Genomic DNA, 19,703 nt, shown 5'->3' with positions numbered 1-19,703 from the left:
TCCTGGCTTTTTTGATTGCTCTTAAGTATTGTTAATGTCTTTAGGCCATCAATTTAACTTTAGTGAAAAGCGAAACTACAAGATATTACTGTATTACACAGATATTTTTTTAATTTGCCGAAAATTACAAATCGTATGCAGCTTATATATAAAGGAAAAACCAAGGATGTTTATAGTTTAGGCAACAGCCAAATTCTATTGAAGTTTAAAGATGACGTAACGGGAGAAAATGGAGTTTTTGACCCAGGTGCTAATACTGTAGGGTTGAGCATCGAAGGTGCCGGGAAATCGGGACTGAAAATGACGCAGTATTTCTACGAGTTGATTAACAGTAGTAATATCCCTACACACTTTATTTCTGCAGATCTGGACGATGTGTCGATGACAGTGAAGGACGCGCAGGTGATAGGCAAGGGTTTAGAAGTTATTTGCAGATATCGTGCAGTGGGTAGTTTTCTTAGACGTTATGCTGCATATTGTGAAGAAGGCCAGGAACTTGACCGTTTCGTGGAAGTAACGATTAAAGACGACGAACGCGGTGACCCGACGATATCGGATGACGCGCTAGAGATGTTAGGTATTCTATCTAAATCAGATTATCAAGAGCTCAAAAAGCTAACACAGCAAATCTGCGATATCGTAAAAGAGGAGTTAGCAAAAAAAGGCTTGGATCTGTACGATATTAAGCTTGAATTTGGACACGACAAGAGTAACGGTCAACTGCTATTGATCGATGAAATTTCAGGTGGTAATATGCGCGTGTACAAGGACGGCGAATATATACCACCGTTGGAATTAGAGAAACTATTTCTTGGTCAATAAAAACAAATGACTAGGAGATGGCTTTGAAGAGGGCAAGTAATTCTTCTTGAATATCGTGCCCTTTATTACTATTGTACCAGTGCTGAATTTCAGTTTTCGTTTTCTCAAAGTCTGCATTTTCTGCTATCAGCTTTTCGTAAACATCCTGACAAGCTTTAGGTCGCGGTCCCCATGTTGCTAAATCATTTCCTTCGGCATCTCGTATAACGAGCTTAGGAATGGACTTAGACCCGTTGGTTAAGTATTCATTGATTCGAAAAGGTTCACTATCACGTAGTTCATATGAAACATTTATTAAAGGGTTTTCGCGACTTGCCAACTCAATAAACGGAACACTATGTGCCGCATCACCACACCAAGGCTCAGTGATAACAATCCACCGCTGTGGTGCATTGATCTGGTGAATTATACTTTTTAGGCCTTCAGAAAGTTTACCTTTTTTCAGCCAGCGGTTCATCCGTGACCAATTCAATTTCGTATAATCAATATAATCGGAATTATCATAAGGGGCTGCCTGTTCTGCCGACGGCGTGTTCACTATTTTCTCAAAACCAGTAGAGTATTCTTGGAATGTCATAATACTATTTTTATTTTTTTATTTTTCTATCAAAGATAGAAGTATATTAGTCCACAAATGTCATAGTCTTGCTTTAAAATAAAAGATCTACACGTTATTTACTAAGAAACAACGACCAAACCATGAAAGACAAAGTGTGGAATGCACTGCATGACGCCAAACTTGGCGTGGAATATACATCTCTGTATTCTTTGAAGATAAAAAAGAGACGTAATAACTATAAGAAAATGATCATTCTTATCGCCCTTTTAGGCGCAGCGCTGTTTTTCTTTTGGCAACCTGCTGCAATGATTGCCTGCGTGCTCCTTTTTGTCAGCGAAGTTACTGTCAATTTTAATAATCAGATCGTGATGAGCGACAGGGATCTTCTGAAATTAGGAGACTTGAAAGTACGTTACGTTCAGCTGTTTAATAAACTTGAAAGATTGATGATTGACATTAATGACGACTGCCTGCCGCAAGAGGAGGTTAACAGGTTATACTCAGAAATACTAGACAATAGAATCGAAATCGAAAATTTGCAAGAAGAAATTTCTATACCAAAAAATGAGGCTTTCCAACATCTTGCAAAACAAAGAACCGGCGATTACCTAGCAGAACATTTTGGATCATAAATAAGATTTCAGGATGAACTGCCAAACAGCAGTAGTAAATAGACCTAAAATGATTCCTACGCCAATGATCAGGTTGAGCAACTTGGTGTTTAAGCCATACTGCTCGGCAATGATGCTGCTGCTGACCAAAGTAGGCATGGCGGCTTCCAGTACGCTCACCCGACCGATATCGTCACGAACCCCTAAACTAAGTGCCAAAACAAAAATAATTAGTGGCGCTAAGAGGAGTTTGTAGAATAGCGACAAAGAAATCTGGGGTAACTGTTTCTTCCATCCCGAGAACCTTAGTTGCAGACCAATGGAAAAAAGAGCCATGGGCGCTAAAGTCGCGACTAATATATCTAAAAAAGAATCTGCAAAACTGAAATCAATAAACGGCCCGAGCATAAGTGACAGCAAGCATGCAATAAGTGGTGGAAAGGTAATCAGCCTTCTGTATACAAGCTTGGAGTTTATGTTCTCCCCTCTCCCTTTTGCTCTTAATGCACTGATAATTCCCGCGGTTGAAAGTATGATAAAAGATGTCTGATCACAAATCATCGCAATGCCCAGATTTTCTTCACCAAAATAAGCTGCTACTAAAGGGAAACCGATGAAAGATGTATTGCTATAGCCAGTAGCTAATTCAAGCGTACTTCTAGAGCGTTGTCTGTAGCTTTTTTTTCGGCTGATCAATTCGGAAAATAGCCATCCGCCAACCCATACAACAAACATCGCCAGTACTGGAAAAAACATCGTGGGCGTCCATTCTACCTTTGGAAGATACCTGAATGAGACTGCTGGCAAAGCAATATATATCAGCCATGAATTAATGCCTTTATACGAATCTTGGGGCACCAATTTATATTTGCTGAAGAGCATTCCGATAAGAATGCAAAAAGCTATCAAAACGAAGTTAACCATTACACAATTTCTACGGCTAATATCGTTTAAAATTGTCTATATGCCATATGCAGATGGATACAAAAAAATATTCTTAACACGAAGTTGACACACGATTGATAACTTAGATAAAACTTATATTCAATCTGAAATAGTATGGACATGGTCTACTACAGAGGCTTCTGATATTCCGTCAGAATACCAAAGATTGCTTGTTCCCCTTGATGAATGTAAGCCGATCTTTGACAATAAGAAATTATTACTTACATCATCTGGCGGAGCGACCATCGTCCTTGATATTGCTAGCCGTAAGGTTGAATTTTACGCTAAGACACCCATGGCTCACTCGGCTGACTTGCTTCCAAACAACCGCATAGCAGTAGCCAATTCGACGCATAAGCACCCAAACCTTTACTGTATTTGAACCTCTTAAGGACAAGCACAATACCAAATCAGGAAATTACAATCCGAGAACAAACAAACTCGTCTATACAATTGCTGAAGAAAGCTGGTGGACTCATAATATTTACCTGACAAACCCTTCAAAGCGAATTCATATACCTGACATCAAACTCTATAAGGTGCGGGTAGTTAAATAAATGAACTAAAAAATTTTAAAATGCTAAATAACCTCCGTCAACAGGATAATACGCGCCGGTGACAAAAGATGATGCATCTGATGCTAAGAAAAGACAAGTGGCGGCGACCTCTTCAGGTTCACCCAAACGATGCATAGCATGTTTTTGCTCTAGGTCCTTGATAGCTTCTTTTCCCATAGTATCTTCATTTACCAGACCCGAATATACGAACCCTGGGCCGATGGCATTAACACGGACTTGATCTGAAGCATGATCGATAGCACCAGTTTTAGTTAAACCAACAACCCCGTGCTTAGCAGCTACGTATGCAGATGAACCGCCGAAAGCAGTTTGCCCCAAGATAGAGGCTATATTAATCACACTTCCTCCTCCAGACTTGATCATGGCGGGAATCTGATACTTCATTCCATAAAACACGCCTGACAAGTTAATGTCGATCACACGTTTCCAATCTTCCAACTTTACGTCAGCTACCTTGGAAAATTCACTTCCAACCCCTGCATTGTTTACAGAAATATGCAAACCTCCAAAGGCTTTTACGGTCTCTTTTACCAAATGCTCATTATCTTCCACACTCGCGGTATTTGCTTTCACAAAAATGGCATTGCCACCAGCGGCTTTAATCTCTTCAACAGTTTTATTTCCGTCTTCTTCGTTAATATCGCTAACAACCACTTTAGCTTTTTCTTTGGCAAAAAGTAAGGCGGTCGCCTTTCCGATGCCCGATGCAGCTCCTGTAATTACCGCGACTTTGTTTTCTAGCTGTCCCATTTTAATTTTGTTTTTTTATAGATGATTTTTTGTTGCTTATAAAGACAACAGCTTTCATTTGGTAAACAAATAAGTCACAAAAAGTTTTGGAAAATATTTGATTGCAAATGTGTTGTGACTTGTCGTTGATTTTACTGTCGATGGGATTCAAAATACGCAGTTAAACATTATCTTTATTTCGTTGTTTTCGAAAGAAAAACTAAAACCGATTTGTATACGTCCCTAAAATTAATTGACCATGAACAGATACAACCTGAACCGAAAGAAATTTATTCAAGGTATGGGTGCGGTGTTAACACTTTCCGCACTGCAAAGTAGCGGGCTGGTTTCTGCCGGTGAATTGAACGGATTAAGAGTGGGGTTAATCGGAGCGGGATGGTATGGCAAAAGCGATCTGTTCAGACTGATACAGGTTAGTGATGTCAATGTTGTTGCGGTGTGCGATGTAGACGAAAGACACTTAAAGGAGGCAGGACAGCTGATCAGTGGACGACAGGCTTCTGGAAAAGTTCCACACCTTTATGAGGATTACCGGAAGATGCTGGCTGATCATCGTTTCGACATAGTCATTATCGGCACGCCGGATCATTGGCACGCGCGCCAGGCCGTCGACGCCATGAAAGCTGGTGCGCATCTTTATTTACAGAAGCCCGTTAGTGTGGATGTACTGGAGGGTGAGGCTATTTTGGCGACAGCTCGAAGACTTAATCGCAAAGTACAAGTCGGCACACAGCGACGAAGCACTCCGCACCTAATAGACGCCAAGGAAAATATTATTGACAAGGGTTTATTGGGTAAAATAGCTCATGTGGATATGTGCTGTTATTATCATATGAGAAAAAACGGTAATCCGCCAATAGAGCCTGTACCCGATTTCCTGAATTATGAGTTGTGGACGGGGCCTGCGCCATTACGACCGTATGATGGATTACCTCATGGTAGCTGGTGGCGTACCTTTATGGAGTATGGGAACGGGATCACTGGCGATATGTGTGTTCATATGTTTGATGCCGTACGCTGGCTTCTTAATCTGGGTTGGCCAAAACGAATCAGCGCAACTGGTGGTATTTATGTACAGAAGGATGGAAAATCAAATATAGCGGATACACAAACGGCAATTTTTGAATATGATGAACTGGAGTGTGTTTGGCAGCACCGAACTTGGGGTACACCGGCTGACCCGGAATACCCTTGGGCTTTTGTGATTCATGGAGAAAAAGGAACGCTCAAAGGAAGTACGATGAAATATGAATTTGTTCCACAAGGCAAAGGTGAACGGATTGTAAAAGACGTCGTTTATGAGAAAGAAGAGTTTCCTGAGGATCTAAAAGAACCGAGAATAGAACTCAATGCCGCACCAGCAACAAGAAGGCATATGCAAAACTTGATAGCAGCTATCGAAGGCGACCATCTCCCGGTTGCTGATATAGAGGAGGGCCATATTTCCACAGCAAGCTGCATTTTAGCGAATATAGCAATGGAACTTAAACGACCAGTGAGTTATGATCCGAAAATGAGAATATGCATAAATGATCCTGAAGCTACACAGCGCTTGAGACGCCCGTATAGAAGTCCTTGGGAACATCCTTTTATCAAATAAGCTGTATAAAACCGATGCGGCATTAAGCCGACTTAGTTTCATGAGCTTACTTCACTTAAGGTTACTTCATAACATCAAACGAAGGAATACCAGCCGCTATTATCCTTATAATCGACGATTACTTGTGTATCGCTGCTGTGATGGTACGCACTAATGAGGGCGGCAACTTCTTGCTGAACGTTTTTAATCGTATTTTCTACTAAATCTTTACGGAATCCGGCAGCTTCCATTTCAAGGACATAACCAATACAGATAATGCGCGCAATTGCACGCCCTAAATCCACCAGCTTGCGCTGAGGGATGGTTCCGTTAATAGAAAAATCAACATGTTTTTTGAAGTGGGAAACCGACTCTTTTGTAGGTGCGTAAGTCAACAAGTATTCCATAAGGTTGGCTTGTTTTTGCTTCCTCATTTGACGGGTCACCATCTCGGCAATCTGTGAGTAGAGCATTTCATTAGACCCTTCAAAGATTTGGAAAGGACGGCTATCCATAATTCCGCGACCGCCAACATGTTCCATTCGATAACCATTGGCTCCGGAAAGTTGAGTATAAGTTTGAGCCGACTCATGCATCAGATCGGTCACTACTGCTTTCATGGTGTTCGCCTCCAACCCTTCGGCAGCAAGATTATGATCGATACCGCTTACGGAGCTACTTTTGAAGCACATCGCGGAACAAATAGTATAAGCTGTTTGGATTCGCGACAATTGGTACTGAACCTGATCCATACACAACAAATTGCCTGCACCAACGATACGATTTTCACAATGTTTGGTGGCTTCATCAAGCATCCTTGTAATAAAACCCATTCCCATGCCTGGAAACTGGAAACGGCTACGGTGTAGAATATCCAACATCATTTTAATACCCGTCGATTCTGGGTTTAATTTGAACTTGGAAGGAACTTCGATATCTATTTTATTAAGCCCATAAGGGATAATATAAAGTCCGGGATTATTGTATAACTCCTCTACAACTATCTTTTGCTTGTCTATGCGACCGTCTGCAATAAAAAAATCAATATCTCGAGCTAGATCAGAATCATTTAATTTTCGTCGGGAGGCGATTAACCAATAGTCAGCCATCCCTGTAAGCCCTTGCCAATGTTTGGTTCCTTTTATCCGGTAAATGCCGTCAACCTCCTCATTATAAGTTTTCATATTGAGGGCATCACTTCCGTAATCGGGCTCAGTAATCATCAGTCCGCCCATGTTTTCTTCTTGAAGAAAACGATTGAAAATGTCCTGCTTTACTTCATCGTTGGCATACTTAGCAACCGGCTCAAGAAATAGCGCGATATTGATTCCAAAAGTTAGGGAAAGTGATAAAGACTCATACGAGGCCGCAGAAAGTATGCTTAAACATTCCTTTACAATAGCTCCCCGCCCCCCATATTCAGAAGGGATAGCCACGGAAAGAGGCGTCTTAGACATGATACCATGCCAAACTTCTGCCGGAAGTCCTCTTTCAAGACTAAGCTTGTTTATATTTTCTTTCTCGTGAAATAAGTAATGTAATGTTTGTTTAAAGTCACTGATAAATCCTTCAAACTCCTCTTTATCATTCGTATGTGATGACATATATGTATGTTTATTCCCCAAAACTAATAAATTAGCATTATATCCACTACTTTTTGGGAACGTGTTTTTTTATTTGACATTAAAAGAATAAAAATTTAGCCACATAAACGTGAAATTTATGTGGCCAAGAAATCAATCCACCAAAGATGGATCATAGAGTTTCTGATGTACTTGCTTCAGTTTCTCTACCGGGATCTTGATTACTTTACGATCATATGTCATCAGACCATTTACTTCGACCTCAACATCAGTTGTTTGTGTGTAAACTGCGCCAGAAAGTCCGGCACGGATTAAATTGGGAATTCGATCCATTAAAGCTGAGTAGCGATCAAACAACTCATCGGGTGTCTTAAAGCTTTGGTATCCCCAGTTATCCTTCTGCTGCCAAACATGATCATCTACCGGCAAACCTAAGCCACCAAATTCGCCGAGAATCAAGATATAGTCTTCTCCAAATAAATCCGGACTTGGCATTGCAGGTTCGGGGTAGTTATGTAAATCGACAATATGTCCTGTGGGATGAAAATTACCCCCACTTGCGCTATTTACTATTCTGGAAGGGTCTTTCTCCATTGTCCATTCAGTAATTTCTTTTGTTTTGAACTGCCCCCAAGCCTCGTTAAATGGAACCCACATGACGATTGAAGGGAAGTTATGAAGTGCATCCATAATCAAATTCCATTCTTTCTTGTAGTAGGCTTCTGATTCAGCTGAACGGTCTTGTTCTGTCGCTAAACCAAATACACCAGGTCTTGAGTCCCAACGATTGCCCAAATCACCGCTTGGCATATCTTGCCATACGAGCATGCCCAGTTGATCACAGTGATAGTACCAACGAGCTGGTTCAACTTTGATATGTTTACGAATCATATTGAAGCCCATTTCTTTGGTTTTAATAACATCAAACTTCAATGCCTCATCAGACGGTGCTGTATACAGTCCATCTGGCCACCAACCCTGATCTAACGGTCCATACTGAAACACAAATTCATTGTTCAACAGCATACGTTGTATACCTTTCGAGTCTTTCTCCATCGATATTTTACGCATTGCAAAATAGCTGTCTACTTGATCGATAACCTTGCCATTTCTTAGCAATTCAATATTTAAATCATATAAATGTGGGTTTTCAGGCGACCAGAGCTTCTGGTTGGTTATTGCTAATTTTATCTCTTCATTTACTCCAAACTCTTGTGAGCTTACTTCCTGTTGCCCATCAAGAACTGTCACCCGCAGTTGATCGCCAGCCTTCGCATTGGCAACTTTAGCAGTGAAGCTCAGCTCTTCATTATCAATATCTGGAGTATGTTTGGTCGATACGATATGTGTTTCTGGCACAGCTTCTATCCATACTGTCTGCCAGATACCGGTTACAGGCGTATACCAAATGCCATGAGGATTACGGATTTGTTTACCACGTGGTTGTGGTCCTTCATCTGTCGGATCCCAAACCTTGACAGTCAGCTCTTGTGTTCTCCCTTTCACATAATCTGTAATATCTACTGTGAAAGGATCAAAACCGCCTTCGTGGGTAGCAACTGATTGTCCATTGATAAATATCTCGGACTTCCAATCGACCGCCCCAAAGTGAAGCAGCAGTCTTTTATTTCGCGAGGACGGCGCTTTAAAATTGGTATTATACCATAATATGCTATCCTTGCCTACGGTTCGCCCTACTCCGGAAAGCGCAGACTCAACCGCAAAAGGCACGAGTATATTTCCTTCGAAATTAGCAGGTTTGTTTGCCTCCTTTGGTGTAATTGCATAATCCCACAAGCCATTCAAATTGACCCAATCTTCCCTAACCATCTGTGGACGTGGATATTCTTGATGAACATTTGTTACATCGATATTTTCAGCCCAAGTACTTACGATTTTGTCAGTTTTTAATTGCCAGCCATTTTGCTGTGCATAAGAGATTGCCGGGATGAAGAAGCATACGGCGATTAGTAGAAGTAGATACCTTTTCATATAATCACATAAATTCAATTTAGTAAATTCTAAAAATAGGACATTTTATTACACAATAACAAAAATTGGAACTATTTCTTATCAAAAAGATTTTTTACCTTGTCGATTAGGCTCGTTTTACGTTTTCTGTCTGAGCCTATCAGATAGCCGTAGGGTTGCAATTGAGGGACGCTATCGCAAATGATTTTAACAATACCCAAGAGCGGGATAGCGAGTATCATGCCTGGTATTCCCCAGATAAGCTCACCGGCCACTAGAATAATGATCGTGAATAAAGGGTTGATATTTACTTCATCTCCAACTACTAAGGGTTCGATAAGGTAAGTTTGAATAAACTGAACAAAGAGATAAATAGCCACTACACCGATAATTTGATTACTGCCTCCACCTTGGGCTACTACAGCCAACACCGTAATGGAAGTTCCGGTAATATTGCCAATAAAAGGAACTATTTCTAGTATACCACATAGAACAGCAAAGAAGATGGCATTCTCAACACCAACGATGGAAAAACCAATACCATACATAATCCACAGGAGTAAGATCATTTTTGATAGTCCGCTTAAATATTGCTGTGAGACTTTTGCTGACTTTTCAATTACCCGCTCTGCTTTTCCGTCTTGACTTTTTGGAACCATCATCAAGATAAACTTTTTAATTCGGGATCGGAAATAAAGGAATAAATACATATATACGATAACCAATATCGTTTTGATTAGTACGTTAACTGTCCCGCTGGCAAAGTTAAAGAGCATATTACCGTTTTCTCCATTAGCACTTTCTGTCTGCTTGATCATTTCGTCCTGCTTCTGTGCAGAGACACCTATCTTCTCGTTGATCCACGACTTCATACTATCAAACAGCCCCACAATCTGCTCCTCCATCCCCTCTATGTTTTCTGCAAGATCATTTAACTTCCAGGTGAGCAAGAAAACAATTATCGCAACTGCTCCAAGGAACAATAAAATTGCGCAGAGACTTGACATTCCTCTGTTCATCCCTCTGTTTTCAAGCTTCGTGCAGAAACCAATAAATAAGGTCGCCAGAACACCCGAAAGAGCTAAGGGAATAAGAAACTCCCTGGCAAAATATAAAACACAGACAGCCAGACTAATAAAAAACAAGAAGTAGGTAAATCGTTGTAGTTTCTGCATAAGTTGGGTTTACATATTTTGGTAAACAAAAAGTAAGCCTAAATGTTATCTATGTCAACCAAAGCATTTACCTTTATGAAAACTCTTCTCCTAAACCTGGCAGTCTGCACTATGATATGTATACTGTTTGCTTGTAATACGTCCTCTAGTTCCACACGAAGCAATATAGATGGCCAACAGACAGATGATAGTTTACTTTTCACGGATGTTACTGACACTCATTTTCCCATAGCTCCTGAATTACATATTTTGAACCCGCTCCTAGTCGACGTTGATGGAGATGGAGATCTGGATGCGGTATGTGGGGTTGAGCTTGATGTAAATCGCCTTTATTTAAATGACGGAACCGGAAAGTTTACTTGGAAAAGGGGCGTATTCAGCGATGTGAAATACGATACGGAGCACGTACGTAGTGCTGATTTTAATCAGGATGGGCATATCGATCTGATTTTTGTTGCTGAAGATGATCAAAACCATGAATTCTATTTAGGAAATGGAGATGGAACATTTACGGCAGCGCATGAGCGTCTGCTGGCGAAAAGCGAGGGAAATGGACTTGATATAGGCGATGTTAATGGCGATGGACTGGTGGATATCGTCATAGGAAATTCAGGAGAGGCAGGACAAAACTTTCTGTGGCTGAATGTTCCTGACAATCCAGGAACTTTTATCGACGCTACGAAGTCCCATCTACCACAAATAAACGACAAAACTCAATCGATCGCGTTGGCTGATCTTGATGGGGACGGAGATCTTGATATGATGGTCGGAAATGAGGTGCCGCCAAATCGATTATTGATTAATGATGGCAAGGGTGTTTTTACTGAAAAAACGGAGGGATTTGAGTTATTAGTGCCACTTGAGACAAGAATGATCTTACTCGCCGATGTGGACGGAGATCAGGACTTGGATGCTGTATTCTCTAACTTGACTAGCAATGGTGGAGAATGGGTGAAAGATCCGCAAATGCGTATTCTTATCAATGATGGAAACGCAAATTTTGCGGATGAAACTGAGAGTCGTATGCCCAAAAACAAATTTTCTTCATACGCGAGCCACTTTATCGACTTTGACGGGGATGGTGATCTGGATCTTTTGGTTGGCACAGTCGAGATACCGGGCTTCAACCCTGATCAACTTCGGGCTTACGAGAACGATGGATCTGGTAATTTTACAGATGTAACTCAAAAGGCAATCCCTGCATCTGTTGTATCGCGAGGTTGGGATATGACTGTTGGAGATGTTAACGCTGATGGTATTGATGATGTGATTGTTGGAGGCTGGAAAAGTCAAGCACGATTGCTTTTTGGCAATCGTAACGCGGAAACCAAGTCACAGAATAAAAATTATTAGTTATAATAGCTAGCTTTGACTTTTAATGAAGAATTTTATAGACAAGTTCACGCAGGAGCGGTCCTGTCAGATTGCTTGGATTATCAACACCTTTTGACTTCATATCATATTCCCGAAGAAGATGGATAATTTGAAACACCTTCCATTTGCTATAATTTCGGCCAGCCGCAACGTATTCGTCTACAAAGTTTAGGCTGACTCCTATTACTTTTGCTAGGGAGTTTCGATTCTTATCTGGTGAGTAATGATAACGCAGCACTTTAACAAAATAAGTTGTCAAAGAGCCAAAAACAAGGGGTGGTGGGTTTGATTTGGGATTGGCAATGAAATAATCGACTATTTGATTGGCTTTGAAGATATTTTTATAACCTAGAGCCTTATTAAGCTCGAAAACGTTGAAGTCTTTTGAAATTCCAATATTCTTCTGAATATCGTCCGTGCTTATTTCTTTATCTGACTTGGTATTAAGAAAGATCTTCTCTATTTCGTTCACAATCTTTGACAGATCGGAACCCAAATATTCAGCCATCAAAGCAGCCGCTTCCGGCTGAATTCGATAGCTAGCTTTCTTACAATAATCGGTGATCCAGCCAGCGACTTGGTTATCATAGAGCTTATTAGCCTCAAGCGCAACGCCTTTACTCTGAAAAAGCTTATAGGTCTTTTTTCTTTTATCGAATTTCCCGTGCTTATAGTCAAACACCAGGATCGTACTATTAAGAGGATTCTCTAAATAGCTATTTAAAACCGAAACCGATGCATCCCTGTTCCAATCGAGCGATTGAGCTTCTTTGATTATTATGACTTGATACTCAGCCATCATGGGGTACCTTTTGGCAGAGTTGACGATGGTTATAAAATCGGTTTCTTTTCCGTATAAAATAGTTTGGTTGAATCCCTTTTCAGCTTCACTCAAGACATGATCTTCGATATAGTCGGTAATCTGATCAATAAAGAAAGACTCCTCTCCATGTAGTAAGTAGAGCGGTGCATATTTCTTTGCTTTTAGATCTGCTAATATATTTTGAAAGGTCATTCTTCGTTCTATTATCGTCCGGAAGTGGTTTTGTAAGCAACCAAAAATAAGTATTTTTGGGAGATGTTTAAAGGAATCCCCCTAAATCTTCCCCCTTATCCTTTTCGATTGAAACAAGAAGATGGTAAGGTTTTTATCTTCGATGAACTAAGAAAACGGTATCTTCTGGTAACACCAGAAGAATGGGTTAGACAACATTGGATACAATACCTCATTAATCAAAAGCGATACCCAAAAACCCTGATTCAATGTGAAGGGGGGTTAAAACTTAACGAACTTCAAAAGAGAACTGATTTATTGATATTCAACCGCACTGGAGAAAAGATTTTGATCGCAGAGTTTAAAGCACCATCCGTAAAGATTACACAAGAGGCTTTTGATCAAATTGCACGATATAACCTCATTCATCGCGTACCACTATTGGTTGTAAGTAACGGACTCCAACATTATTATTGTCATATCGATTTTGAACGGAAAAGCTACCAGTATATAGAAGACCTACCTGATTTCACCGTTTAGATTTAGGTCGTTTGTACTTAATCTGCACGTCCACAACACCCGACCGGATCATATTCAATCGCTTCGCAGCTTTTCTGGAAACGTCGATAATACGACCTGAAACAAAGGGTCCCCGATCGTTTATTACTACCTTGACGCGCTGGCCATTCTGCCTATTAATCACAGTTACTTTTGTTCCGAAGGGAAGTGTTTTGTGTGCGGCTGTCAACCGCCCCGGCTTATAACGCTCGCCACTGGCCGTTGGTCGGTTTTTGAACTTATCCGCATAGTAGGATGCTTTACCTCTTTGTGTGATTTTTGGAGCACATGAAGTTACCGAAGCAGCAATGAACAAGATCAATAACACCCTCAATGCGAACTTCATCTTATTTGAAGATATTTTTAAAGAATTCACCGATCGACTTAAAGAATCCTCCTTCTTTCTTTTCTTCCTCATTATTTTCAATTGTTTCTTGCAATTGATGATTATTTACAAAAGATGCAGGCCACCAAGACTCATCGGTTCCCCAATTTTTATTTGGTTCAGGACCCATGGTAAAGATGATTTCCCCACCCTGAATGAGATCCTTGTGCATAAAGTAGCTTTTGCTATGTGTTTTGCCGTTGAACTGCACAGATTGGACATATTTATTTGAAGGGCTATTGTTCAATACTCTTATTTCCAATTCTTTATCACCCGCTAAGTTAATGGTGACACCATCGACCATCGGACTACCGATTACATACTCGCCGCCCACAGGGTTTGCCGGATAGAGACCGGCGATATTCCAAACGGCCCATGCACTCATCTGTCCTGCATCTTCATTACCAGCATAACCATCTGGTCGATCATGGTACATTGAATCTACTATCTGCCGAACTAATGACTGTGTTTTCCATGGTTTCCCAAAAAAGGTGTACATATAAGCGATATGATGGCTTGGTTCGTTACCATGGGCATATTGTCCGATGAACCCGCTGATATCCGGTGACGCATTTTCCCCCGTGATTTTGGAGCTGATACTAAACAGTGAATCGAGCTTCTTTTCCAATCCGTCGTCACCATAGAGCTGTTTTAAACCTAACACGTCATGTGGAACAAAAAAAGAATGTTGCCACGCATTTCCTTCCATATAATGAGCTTTATCGACGTCGTGTTCCGAATAAAAAGGATCAAAAGGAATCGCCCAAGAACTGTCACTATTTTTGGCGCGCATAAAGCCTGTATTCTTATCAAAAATATGTTTGTATGCTAGTGCCCTTTTTGAGAACTGTTGGTAATCTTGAGTTTTTCCAAGCTTCTTGGCAACGGCTGCAATAGCCCAATCATCGTATCCATATTCAAGTGTCATCGTCGCACTATGACCACTTTTATCTTGTGGAACATAGCCATATTGGATATAGTCAGGAACTTTTCGTGTATCTTGATTAGCGCTATTCTTCATCGCTTGATAGGCACGTTCTTTATCTAATCCCGGCCAGTTCTTTAAAATTGCGTCAGCCAGAACAGGGACAGCATGATATCCGGTCATCGTGTTTGTTTCAGCTGTGCTTAGATCCCATACTGGCAATAGTCCGTTTTCGTTATGAAAAGCGAGCATGCTATTGAGCATATCACCATATCGGTCTGGCTGCGTAAGTGTAAACAGAGGATTTAGCGCACGGAATGTATCCCACAATGAAAACAGCGTATAACGAGTTCCTCCGTTTGGCATTTGGAGGACTTCGTCATTGGCATTCTTATATTCACCATCGATATCAGAGTAAGTCGTCGGCGCAATGGCGGTATGATAAAGTGCTGTATAGAAGATTCGCTTTAGACGCTCACTCGGCGTGCGAATTTCTATTTTGCTTAATTCTTTCTCCCATTTAGCATCAGCGGAAGCTCTTGCTTCATTAAAGTTCCAATGCCCTAGTTCATCCAGAGCAAGTAGTGCCTTGTCCGTACTGGTCATAGACAATGCCACTTTCATCTCGATAGTTTGCGGAGTTCCCGCTGGCTGAAAAACAAGTTGTGAAGACACTCCTTTACCTTTCTCTTCTGTCTTCAATCCGACAGGAATTTCCCCTACCTCGATATCAACTTCTCCTTTCAAATAAAAGGCTTGAACCGGTTTAGACGTTTTTGCTGCAAAATAAACACGCTGCTTATTTGCCCACCCAGTAGAATAACGATATCCGATAAAAGTTGTATCAGTCAGTTTTTTAATAAAAGTTTCAGTTGGCGCATCCCAGTTTTGAGTAAAGGATAGGTCGAATCGTATTGTTGGTTCAGAATTTACCGGGAAGGTATACCGATGGTAACCCACGCGCTCAGATGTTGTTAGCTCGGCTACAATTCCATTGTCTAAGCGAACCGAATAATATCCCGGAGATGCTTGTTCATTGCTATGTGAAAAGGTGGCTGGTGTTACGATAGAGTCTCTGCTATCTAATGGTTTAAGTAGTGGCATTACAGAGATATCTAACCAATCCCCAATTCCAGTTCCACTAAGATGCATATGACTGAAACCCGCGATATGATTGTCGCTATAATGATACCCACTCACCCAGTCCCAACCGCCCTTTCCGTTATCGGGGCTTAGCTGAACCATCCCAAATGGGACGACCGCTCCGGGAAAAGTATGTCCGTGTCCGCCGGTCCCGATAAAAGGATCTACATAAGAAGTTAATTTGCTCTGAGCAAATGAATTAACTGATAGGAAGCAAATGCTTAGTAGTATATTTAGTAGTATATAAAGAGCTGTTTTTTTCAAACTTAATTCCTTGTTAAGATAGTTCAAGAACGGTTAAAACTAAAAATCCGTATTTTCAAATCGTTAAAAATACGGATTTTAGATTTTAATACCAGAAATTTCAGTTACGTAGCAAGTCTTTTACTTTTCACCCGGAACAAACTTCATTGAAATCGAATTTACACAGTGACGTGTGTTTTTTTCAGTAAAACGTTCGCCGAGAAATACATGACCGAGATGCCCCCCGCAGTTTGCACATATAATTTCAGTTCGCATACCGTCAGGGTCAGGCACACGTTTTACAGCTCCTTCAATCTCGTCATCGAAACTGGGCCATCCACAATGACTCTCAAATTTATCCTCTGACTTGTATAGCGGCGCGTTGCATTGCTTGCACACATAGGTACCCTTCTCCTTATTGTCCAATAATTCACCTGTAAAAGGGCGCTCAGTACCTTTCCGTAAAATAACATACTCTTCTTCTGGTGTAAGCTTGTTGTATTGTGTTGTATCCATTTTTTGTACCTCCTCGTGGTTAGTTATCATTGCCTCTTCTTCCTTTGCTGACTGCTTATGTTGACTCAATTTATCTTTTGCGCTCGTACTATTGCAAGCTACATTAAACAGTAGAATTATAGCTATCATATCAAACAGAAGAAAGCTAGCCTTTTTCATTTCAGCTAAATTAAATTTTTATTATAAAAGAGAGTCAAAATCCTCAGACCCTTATACAAGTTACAAAAAAAGCCTGACATCACGAATGTCAGGCTTTTAATTAACATCTTTTAACGTTACAAATAAGTTAAAAGTAACAAATGTATTTTATGTTGTCACTGAATTTAATTCTTCTGCCATTGCTTTTCCGATTTCAGCTGGTGATTCTACCACGCGGATTCCACATTCTTGCATGATTGCCATTTTTGCAGCTGCTGTATCTTCAGCACCACCAACGATAGCTCCCGCGTGTCCCATCCTACGTCCCGGAGGCGCAGTTTGGCCTGCAATAAATCCAACTACTGGCTTCGTTCCATGTTCTTTAATCCAACGAGCAGCTTCAGCTTCCATTCCTCCTCCAATCTCACCAATCATGATGATACCTTCTGTTTCAGGATCGTTCATTAATAATTCAACCGCCTCTTTGGTTGTTGTTCCGATAATTGGGTCGCCCCCGATACCAATGGCTGTACTAATGCCCAGTCCTGCTTTTACTGTCTGATCTACGGCCTCATACGTAAGTGTACCAGATTTTGAAACTACACCCACCGTACCCTTTTTAAAGATAAAACCAGGCATGATACCAATTTTAGACTCATCTGCAGTAATTACCCCTGGACAGTTTGGCCCGATTAAACGAGAGTTCTTATCGCTTAAATAAGATTTAACTTGGATCATATCCTTTGTAGGAATTCCTTCTGTAATACAAACGATAACTTCTATTCCGGCAGCAGCGGCTTCCATAATCGCATCGGCAGCAAATGCTGGTGGAACGAATATGATAGAAACATTAGCACCAGTAGCTTGAACAGCCTCTGCAACAGTATTGAATACAGGACGGTCTAGGTGTTCCTGTCCTCCTTTACCTGGAGTTACACCTCCAACTACTTGAGTACCATACTCTATCATTTGAGATGCATGATAGGTACCTTCGTTCCCTGTGAATCCTTGAACGATAACTTTAGAATCTTTATTTACGAGTACACTCATGGGTATAATTTTTGTTAAGCAAAAGTAACTATTTTAAATCAAATTCCTAAAGAATTAAACTGTAAATCATATAAGCGCTTATAATAACCGTTTAACCTTAATAGCTCTTGATGATTACCGATTTCCTTTATTTCCCCCTGATCGAGGACAATAATTTTGTCAGCTTTTTGAATTGTCGACAGCCGATGCGCAATAACAATCGCACTTCGATTTTCCATTAGCTTTTCAATAGCCTGTTGAATTAACTCTTCCGTTTCGGTGTCTACAGAAGATGTTGCCTCATCTAGCACCAAAATATTTGGTTTATGAACCAAAGCTCGAATAAATGATACCATCTGCGACTGACCAGAGGACAACGTGGCCCCTCTTTCCTGAACTTGGTAGTCAAAGCCATTCGGTAATCTATCAATAAACTTATCTGCACCGATTGACCGTGCTGCTTCAATAATTTGCTCTCGACTAATGGAAGGATCCAATAAATTAATATTGTTTTCAACAGTATCTGAAAAAAGAAAAACATCTTGATGTACAGTCGCGATACGTTTTCGTAAATAGTTTAGTTCGTATTCCCGAATATCGACTCCGTCCACTTTAATGCTTCCCTTATTAATTTCATAAAAACGGCTTAGAATATTAATAATGGATGATTTCCCGGCACCGGTTGCTCCGACTAATGCCAAGGTTTGACCAGGTTCAAGCGTAAAAGAGATATCCTTCAACACCCATTTCTCTTCATTATAAGCAAACCAGACATTGGAAAACTCTATTTTTCCTTTTAGTACATCTGGCTGTAATATCCCCTTATTATCCGTCTTTTCGTCTGTATCCAATACGGAGAATACTCGCTCTGCCCCAACCATACCCATTTGTAAGGTATTAAACTTGTCAATCAACTCCCGAACTGGCCGAAAGATCATATTAATATACATAATGAAGGCTACGACCACACCGGGTGAGGTGGTTTCGTTTAAGATAGATTTACTCCCATACCAGACCAGTAAACCTAGTGCTATTGCCATGATAATCTCAATTACAGGAAAGAAAATAGAAAAATACCAGTTAGCTCTGATATGCGCATTCCTATGTTCGGCATTAATCGGAAGGAACTTTTCATACTCTTGTTTTTCTCTTCCGAAATATTGAATGATAGCAACGCCTGAAATATGCTCCTGTAGAAAAGTGTTTAAACGCGACACCCAGGTACGAACGTCCTGGAAGGAGGCTTTCATAGCTTCCTTAAAATAGTAGGTTGCGACCAACATAACAGGCATCGGAATCAGAACAATAAGAGTTAGGCGCCAGTCTGTGTAAAACATAACCCCGAGAATTACAGCTAGCTGAAGAATATCTCCAATAATTTGAATTAAACCCTGTGAGAAGATATCAGATATTGTTTCCAAATCAGATACAGTACGTGTGATCAGTCGCCCCAATGGTGTTTTATCAAAATATTTCAACCTTAGCTGCAAAATGTGCTGAAAGACGTTGCTCCGGAGATCACGAATAACGGATTGCCCAAGTGTGTTGGTCAATAGAGTATGAAAATAACGGACAAGTGTTTGAAATAACAATAACGCCAGCATCAACAAGGCCATCTTAGACAGGCCATTATAATCTGCTTCTAAAATATAATTGTCAAGCGTATGCTCCACCATAACAGGAAGTAGGGGAGCTATTGCGGCCATGATCAATGTGAGAACGACAGACCAAATGAAAACACCCCGGTAGGGCTTCATATAAACCAAGATTCGACGCAACAGCTGAACATCGTATGTTTTACCGGTTACCTTTTCACTCATGCTTC

General features: G+C 40.7%; 18 protein-coding genes. 6 read left to right on the top strand and 12 right to left on the bottom strand.

Annotated elements, in window-relative coordinates:
* Positions 1 to 135: 135 nt before the first annotated feature.
* A complete protein-coding gene (locus D3P12_RS06140) occupies positions 136 to 822 on the top strand; it encodes a phosphoribosylaminoimidazolesuccinocarboxamide synthase (RefSeq protein WP_118194153.1) in 687 nt (228 codons plus the stop codon).
* A gap of 10 nt (positions 823 to 832) precedes the next feature.
* On the opposite strand, the gene D3P12_RS06135 is transcribed toward D3P12_RS06140, so the two are convergent.
* Entirely contained in the window at positions 833 to 1,399 is a 567-nt protein-coding gene (locus D3P12_RS06135) for a thioredoxin family protein (RefSeq protein ID WP_118194152.1), read from the bottom strand.
* 122 nt (positions 1,400 to 1,521) lie between these two features.
* On the opposite strand from D3P12_RS06135, the gene D3P12_RS06130 reads away from it, so the two are divergent.
* A complete protein-coding gene (locus D3P12_RS06130; RefSeq protein ID WP_118194151.1) occupies positions 1,522 to 2,013 on the top strand; it encodes a hypothetical protein in 492 nt (163 codons plus the stop codon).
* On the opposite strand, the gene D3P12_RS06125 is transcribed toward D3P12_RS06130, so the two are convergent.
* Positions 2,008 to 2,916 (bottom strand): AEC family transporter, encoded by a 909-nt coding sequence (locus D3P12_RS06125; RefSeq protein WP_118194150.1) that lies wholly within the window; start codon positions 2,914 to 2,916, stop codon positions 2,008 to 2,010. The genes D3P12_RS06130 and D3P12_RS06125 overlap by 6 nt on opposite strands.
* Positions 2,917 to 3,010: 94 nt before the next feature.
* Here D3P12_RS06125 and D3P12_RS15320 point away from each other — a divergent pair, with 94 nt between their 5' ends.
* On the top strand, positions 3,011 to 3,319 hold the full coding sequence (locus D3P12_RS15320; RefSeq protein WP_317124664.1) for a DUF6528 family protein: 309 nt from the start codon (positions 3,011 to 3,013) through the stop codon (positions 3,317 to 3,319).
* A 190-nt stretch (positions 3,320 to 3,509) separates the two neighbouring features.
* Here D3P12_RS15320 and D3P12_RS06120 read toward each other — a convergent pair whose 3' ends face one another.
* Positions 3,510 to 4,265, bottom strand: coding sequence for an SDR family NAD(P)-dependent oxidoreductase (locus D3P12_RS06120; protein ID WP_118194149.1), 756 nt, complete (start codon positions 4,263 to 4,265; stop codon positions 3,510 to 3,512).
* Between the two features lie 238 nt (positions 4,266 to 4,503).
* On the opposite strand from D3P12_RS06120, the gene D3P12_RS06115 reads away from it, so the two are divergent.
* Entirely contained in the window at positions 4,504 to 5,865 is a 1,362-nt protein-coding gene (locus D3P12_RS06115) for a Gfo/Idh/MocA family protein (RefSeq protein WP_118194148.1), read from the top strand.
* A gap of 74 nt (positions 5,866 to 5,939) precedes the next feature.
* Here D3P12_RS06115 and D3P12_RS06110 read toward each other — a convergent pair whose 3' ends face one another.
* The 3 genes from D3P12_RS06110 to D3P12_RS06100 all read right to left on the bottom strand — a co-directional run bounded on the left by D3P12_RS06110 (position 5,940) and on the right by D3P12_RS06100 (position 10,573).
* On the bottom strand, positions 5,940 to 7,448 hold the full coding sequence (locus D3P12_RS06110; RefSeq protein WP_118194147.1) for an acyl-CoA dehydrogenase family protein: 1,509 nt from the start codon (positions 7,446 to 7,448) through the stop codon (positions 5,940 to 5,942).
* 132 nt (positions 7,449 to 7,580) lie between these two features.
* Complete coding sequence (locus D3P12_RS06105) at positions 7,581 to 9,419, bottom strand: glycoside hydrolase family 2 protein (RefSeq protein WP_118194146.1); 1,839 nt, start codon at positions 9,417 to 9,419, stop codon at positions 7,581 to 7,583.
* A gap of 71 nt (positions 9,420 to 9,490) precedes the next feature.
* Positions 9,491 to 10,573 (bottom strand): AI-2E family transporter, encoded by a 1,083-nt coding sequence (locus tag D3P12_RS06100; protein WP_118194145.1) that lies wholly within the window; start codon positions 10,571 to 10,573, stop codon positions 9,491 to 9,493.
* 111 nt (positions 10,574 to 10,684) lie between these two features.
* Between D3P12_RS06100 and D3P12_RS06095 the strand changes: the two genes are divergently transcribed.
* Positions 10,685 to 11,926, top strand: a complete 1,242-nt coding sequence (locus D3P12_RS06095) for an FG-GAP repeat domain-containing protein (RefSeq protein WP_165438721.1) — start codon at positions 10,685 to 10,687, stop codon at positions 11,924 to 11,926.
* A 22-nt stretch (positions 11,927 to 11,948) separates the two neighbouring features.
* On the opposite strand, the gene holA is transcribed toward D3P12_RS06095, so the two are convergent.
* On the bottom strand, positions 11,949 to 12,962 hold the full coding sequence (gene holA, locus D3P12_RS06090; protein WP_118194143.1) for a DNA polymerase III subunit delta: 1,014 nt from the start codon (positions 12,960 to 12,962) through the stop codon (positions 11,949 to 11,951).
* Positions 12,963 to 13,025: 63 nt separating this feature from the next.
* Here holA and D3P12_RS06085 point away from each other — a divergent pair, with 63 nt between their 5' ends.
* Entirely contained in the window at positions 13,026 to 13,481 is a 456-nt protein-coding gene (locus D3P12_RS06085) for a type I restriction enzyme HsdR N-terminal domain-containing protein (protein ID WP_118194142.1), read from the top strand.
* Here the strand turns inward: D3P12_RS06085 and D3P12_RS06080 are convergent.
* The 5 genes from D3P12_RS06080 to D3P12_RS06060 form a co-directional block, all read right to left on the bottom strand.
* A complete protein-coding gene (locus D3P12_RS06080) occupies positions 13,471 to 13,845 on the bottom strand; it encodes a septal ring lytic transglycosylase RlpA family protein (RefSeq protein ID WP_118194141.1) in 375 nt (124 codons plus the stop codon). The genes D3P12_RS06085 and D3P12_RS06080 overlap by 11 nt on opposite strands.
* 1 nt (position 13,846) lies before the next feature.
* Positions 13,847 to 16,216 (bottom strand): GH92 family glycosyl hydrolase, encoded by a 2,370-nt coding sequence (locus tag D3P12_RS06075; RefSeq protein ID WP_118196999.1) that lies wholly within the window; start codon positions 16,214 to 16,216, stop codon positions 13,847 to 13,849.
* A 120-nt stretch (positions 16,217 to 16,336) separates the two neighbouring features.
* Entirely contained in the window at positions 16,337 to 16,741 is a 405-nt protein-coding gene (locus D3P12_RS06070) for a methionine-R-sulfoxide reductase (protein WP_118196998.1), read from the bottom strand.
* 276 nt (positions 16,742 to 17,017) lie between these two features.
* Positions 17,018 to 17,899 (bottom strand): succinate--CoA ligase subunit alpha, encoded by an 882-nt coding sequence (sucD, locus tag D3P12_RS06065; RefSeq protein WP_118194140.1) that lies wholly within the window; start codon positions 17,897 to 17,899, stop codon positions 17,018 to 17,020.
* A 38-nt stretch (positions 17,900 to 17,937) separates the two neighbouring features.
* Positions 17,938 to 19,698, bottom strand: coding sequence for an ABC transporter ATP-binding protein (locus D3P12_RS06060; protein WP_118194139.1), 1,761 nt, complete (start codon positions 19,696 to 19,698; stop codon positions 17,938 to 17,940).
* Positions 19,699 to 19,703: the final 5 nt, after the last annotated feature.

The sequence above is a fragment of the Pedobacter indicus genome (assembly GCF_003449035.1).
Taxonomy (GTDB): Bacteria; Bacteroidota; Bacteroidia; order Sphingobacteriales; family Sphingobacteriaceae; genus Albibacterium; species Albibacterium indicum.
The sequence above is the reverse complement of the archived record's forward strand: the minus strand, read 5'-3'. Positions and strand labels throughout refer to the sequence as shown.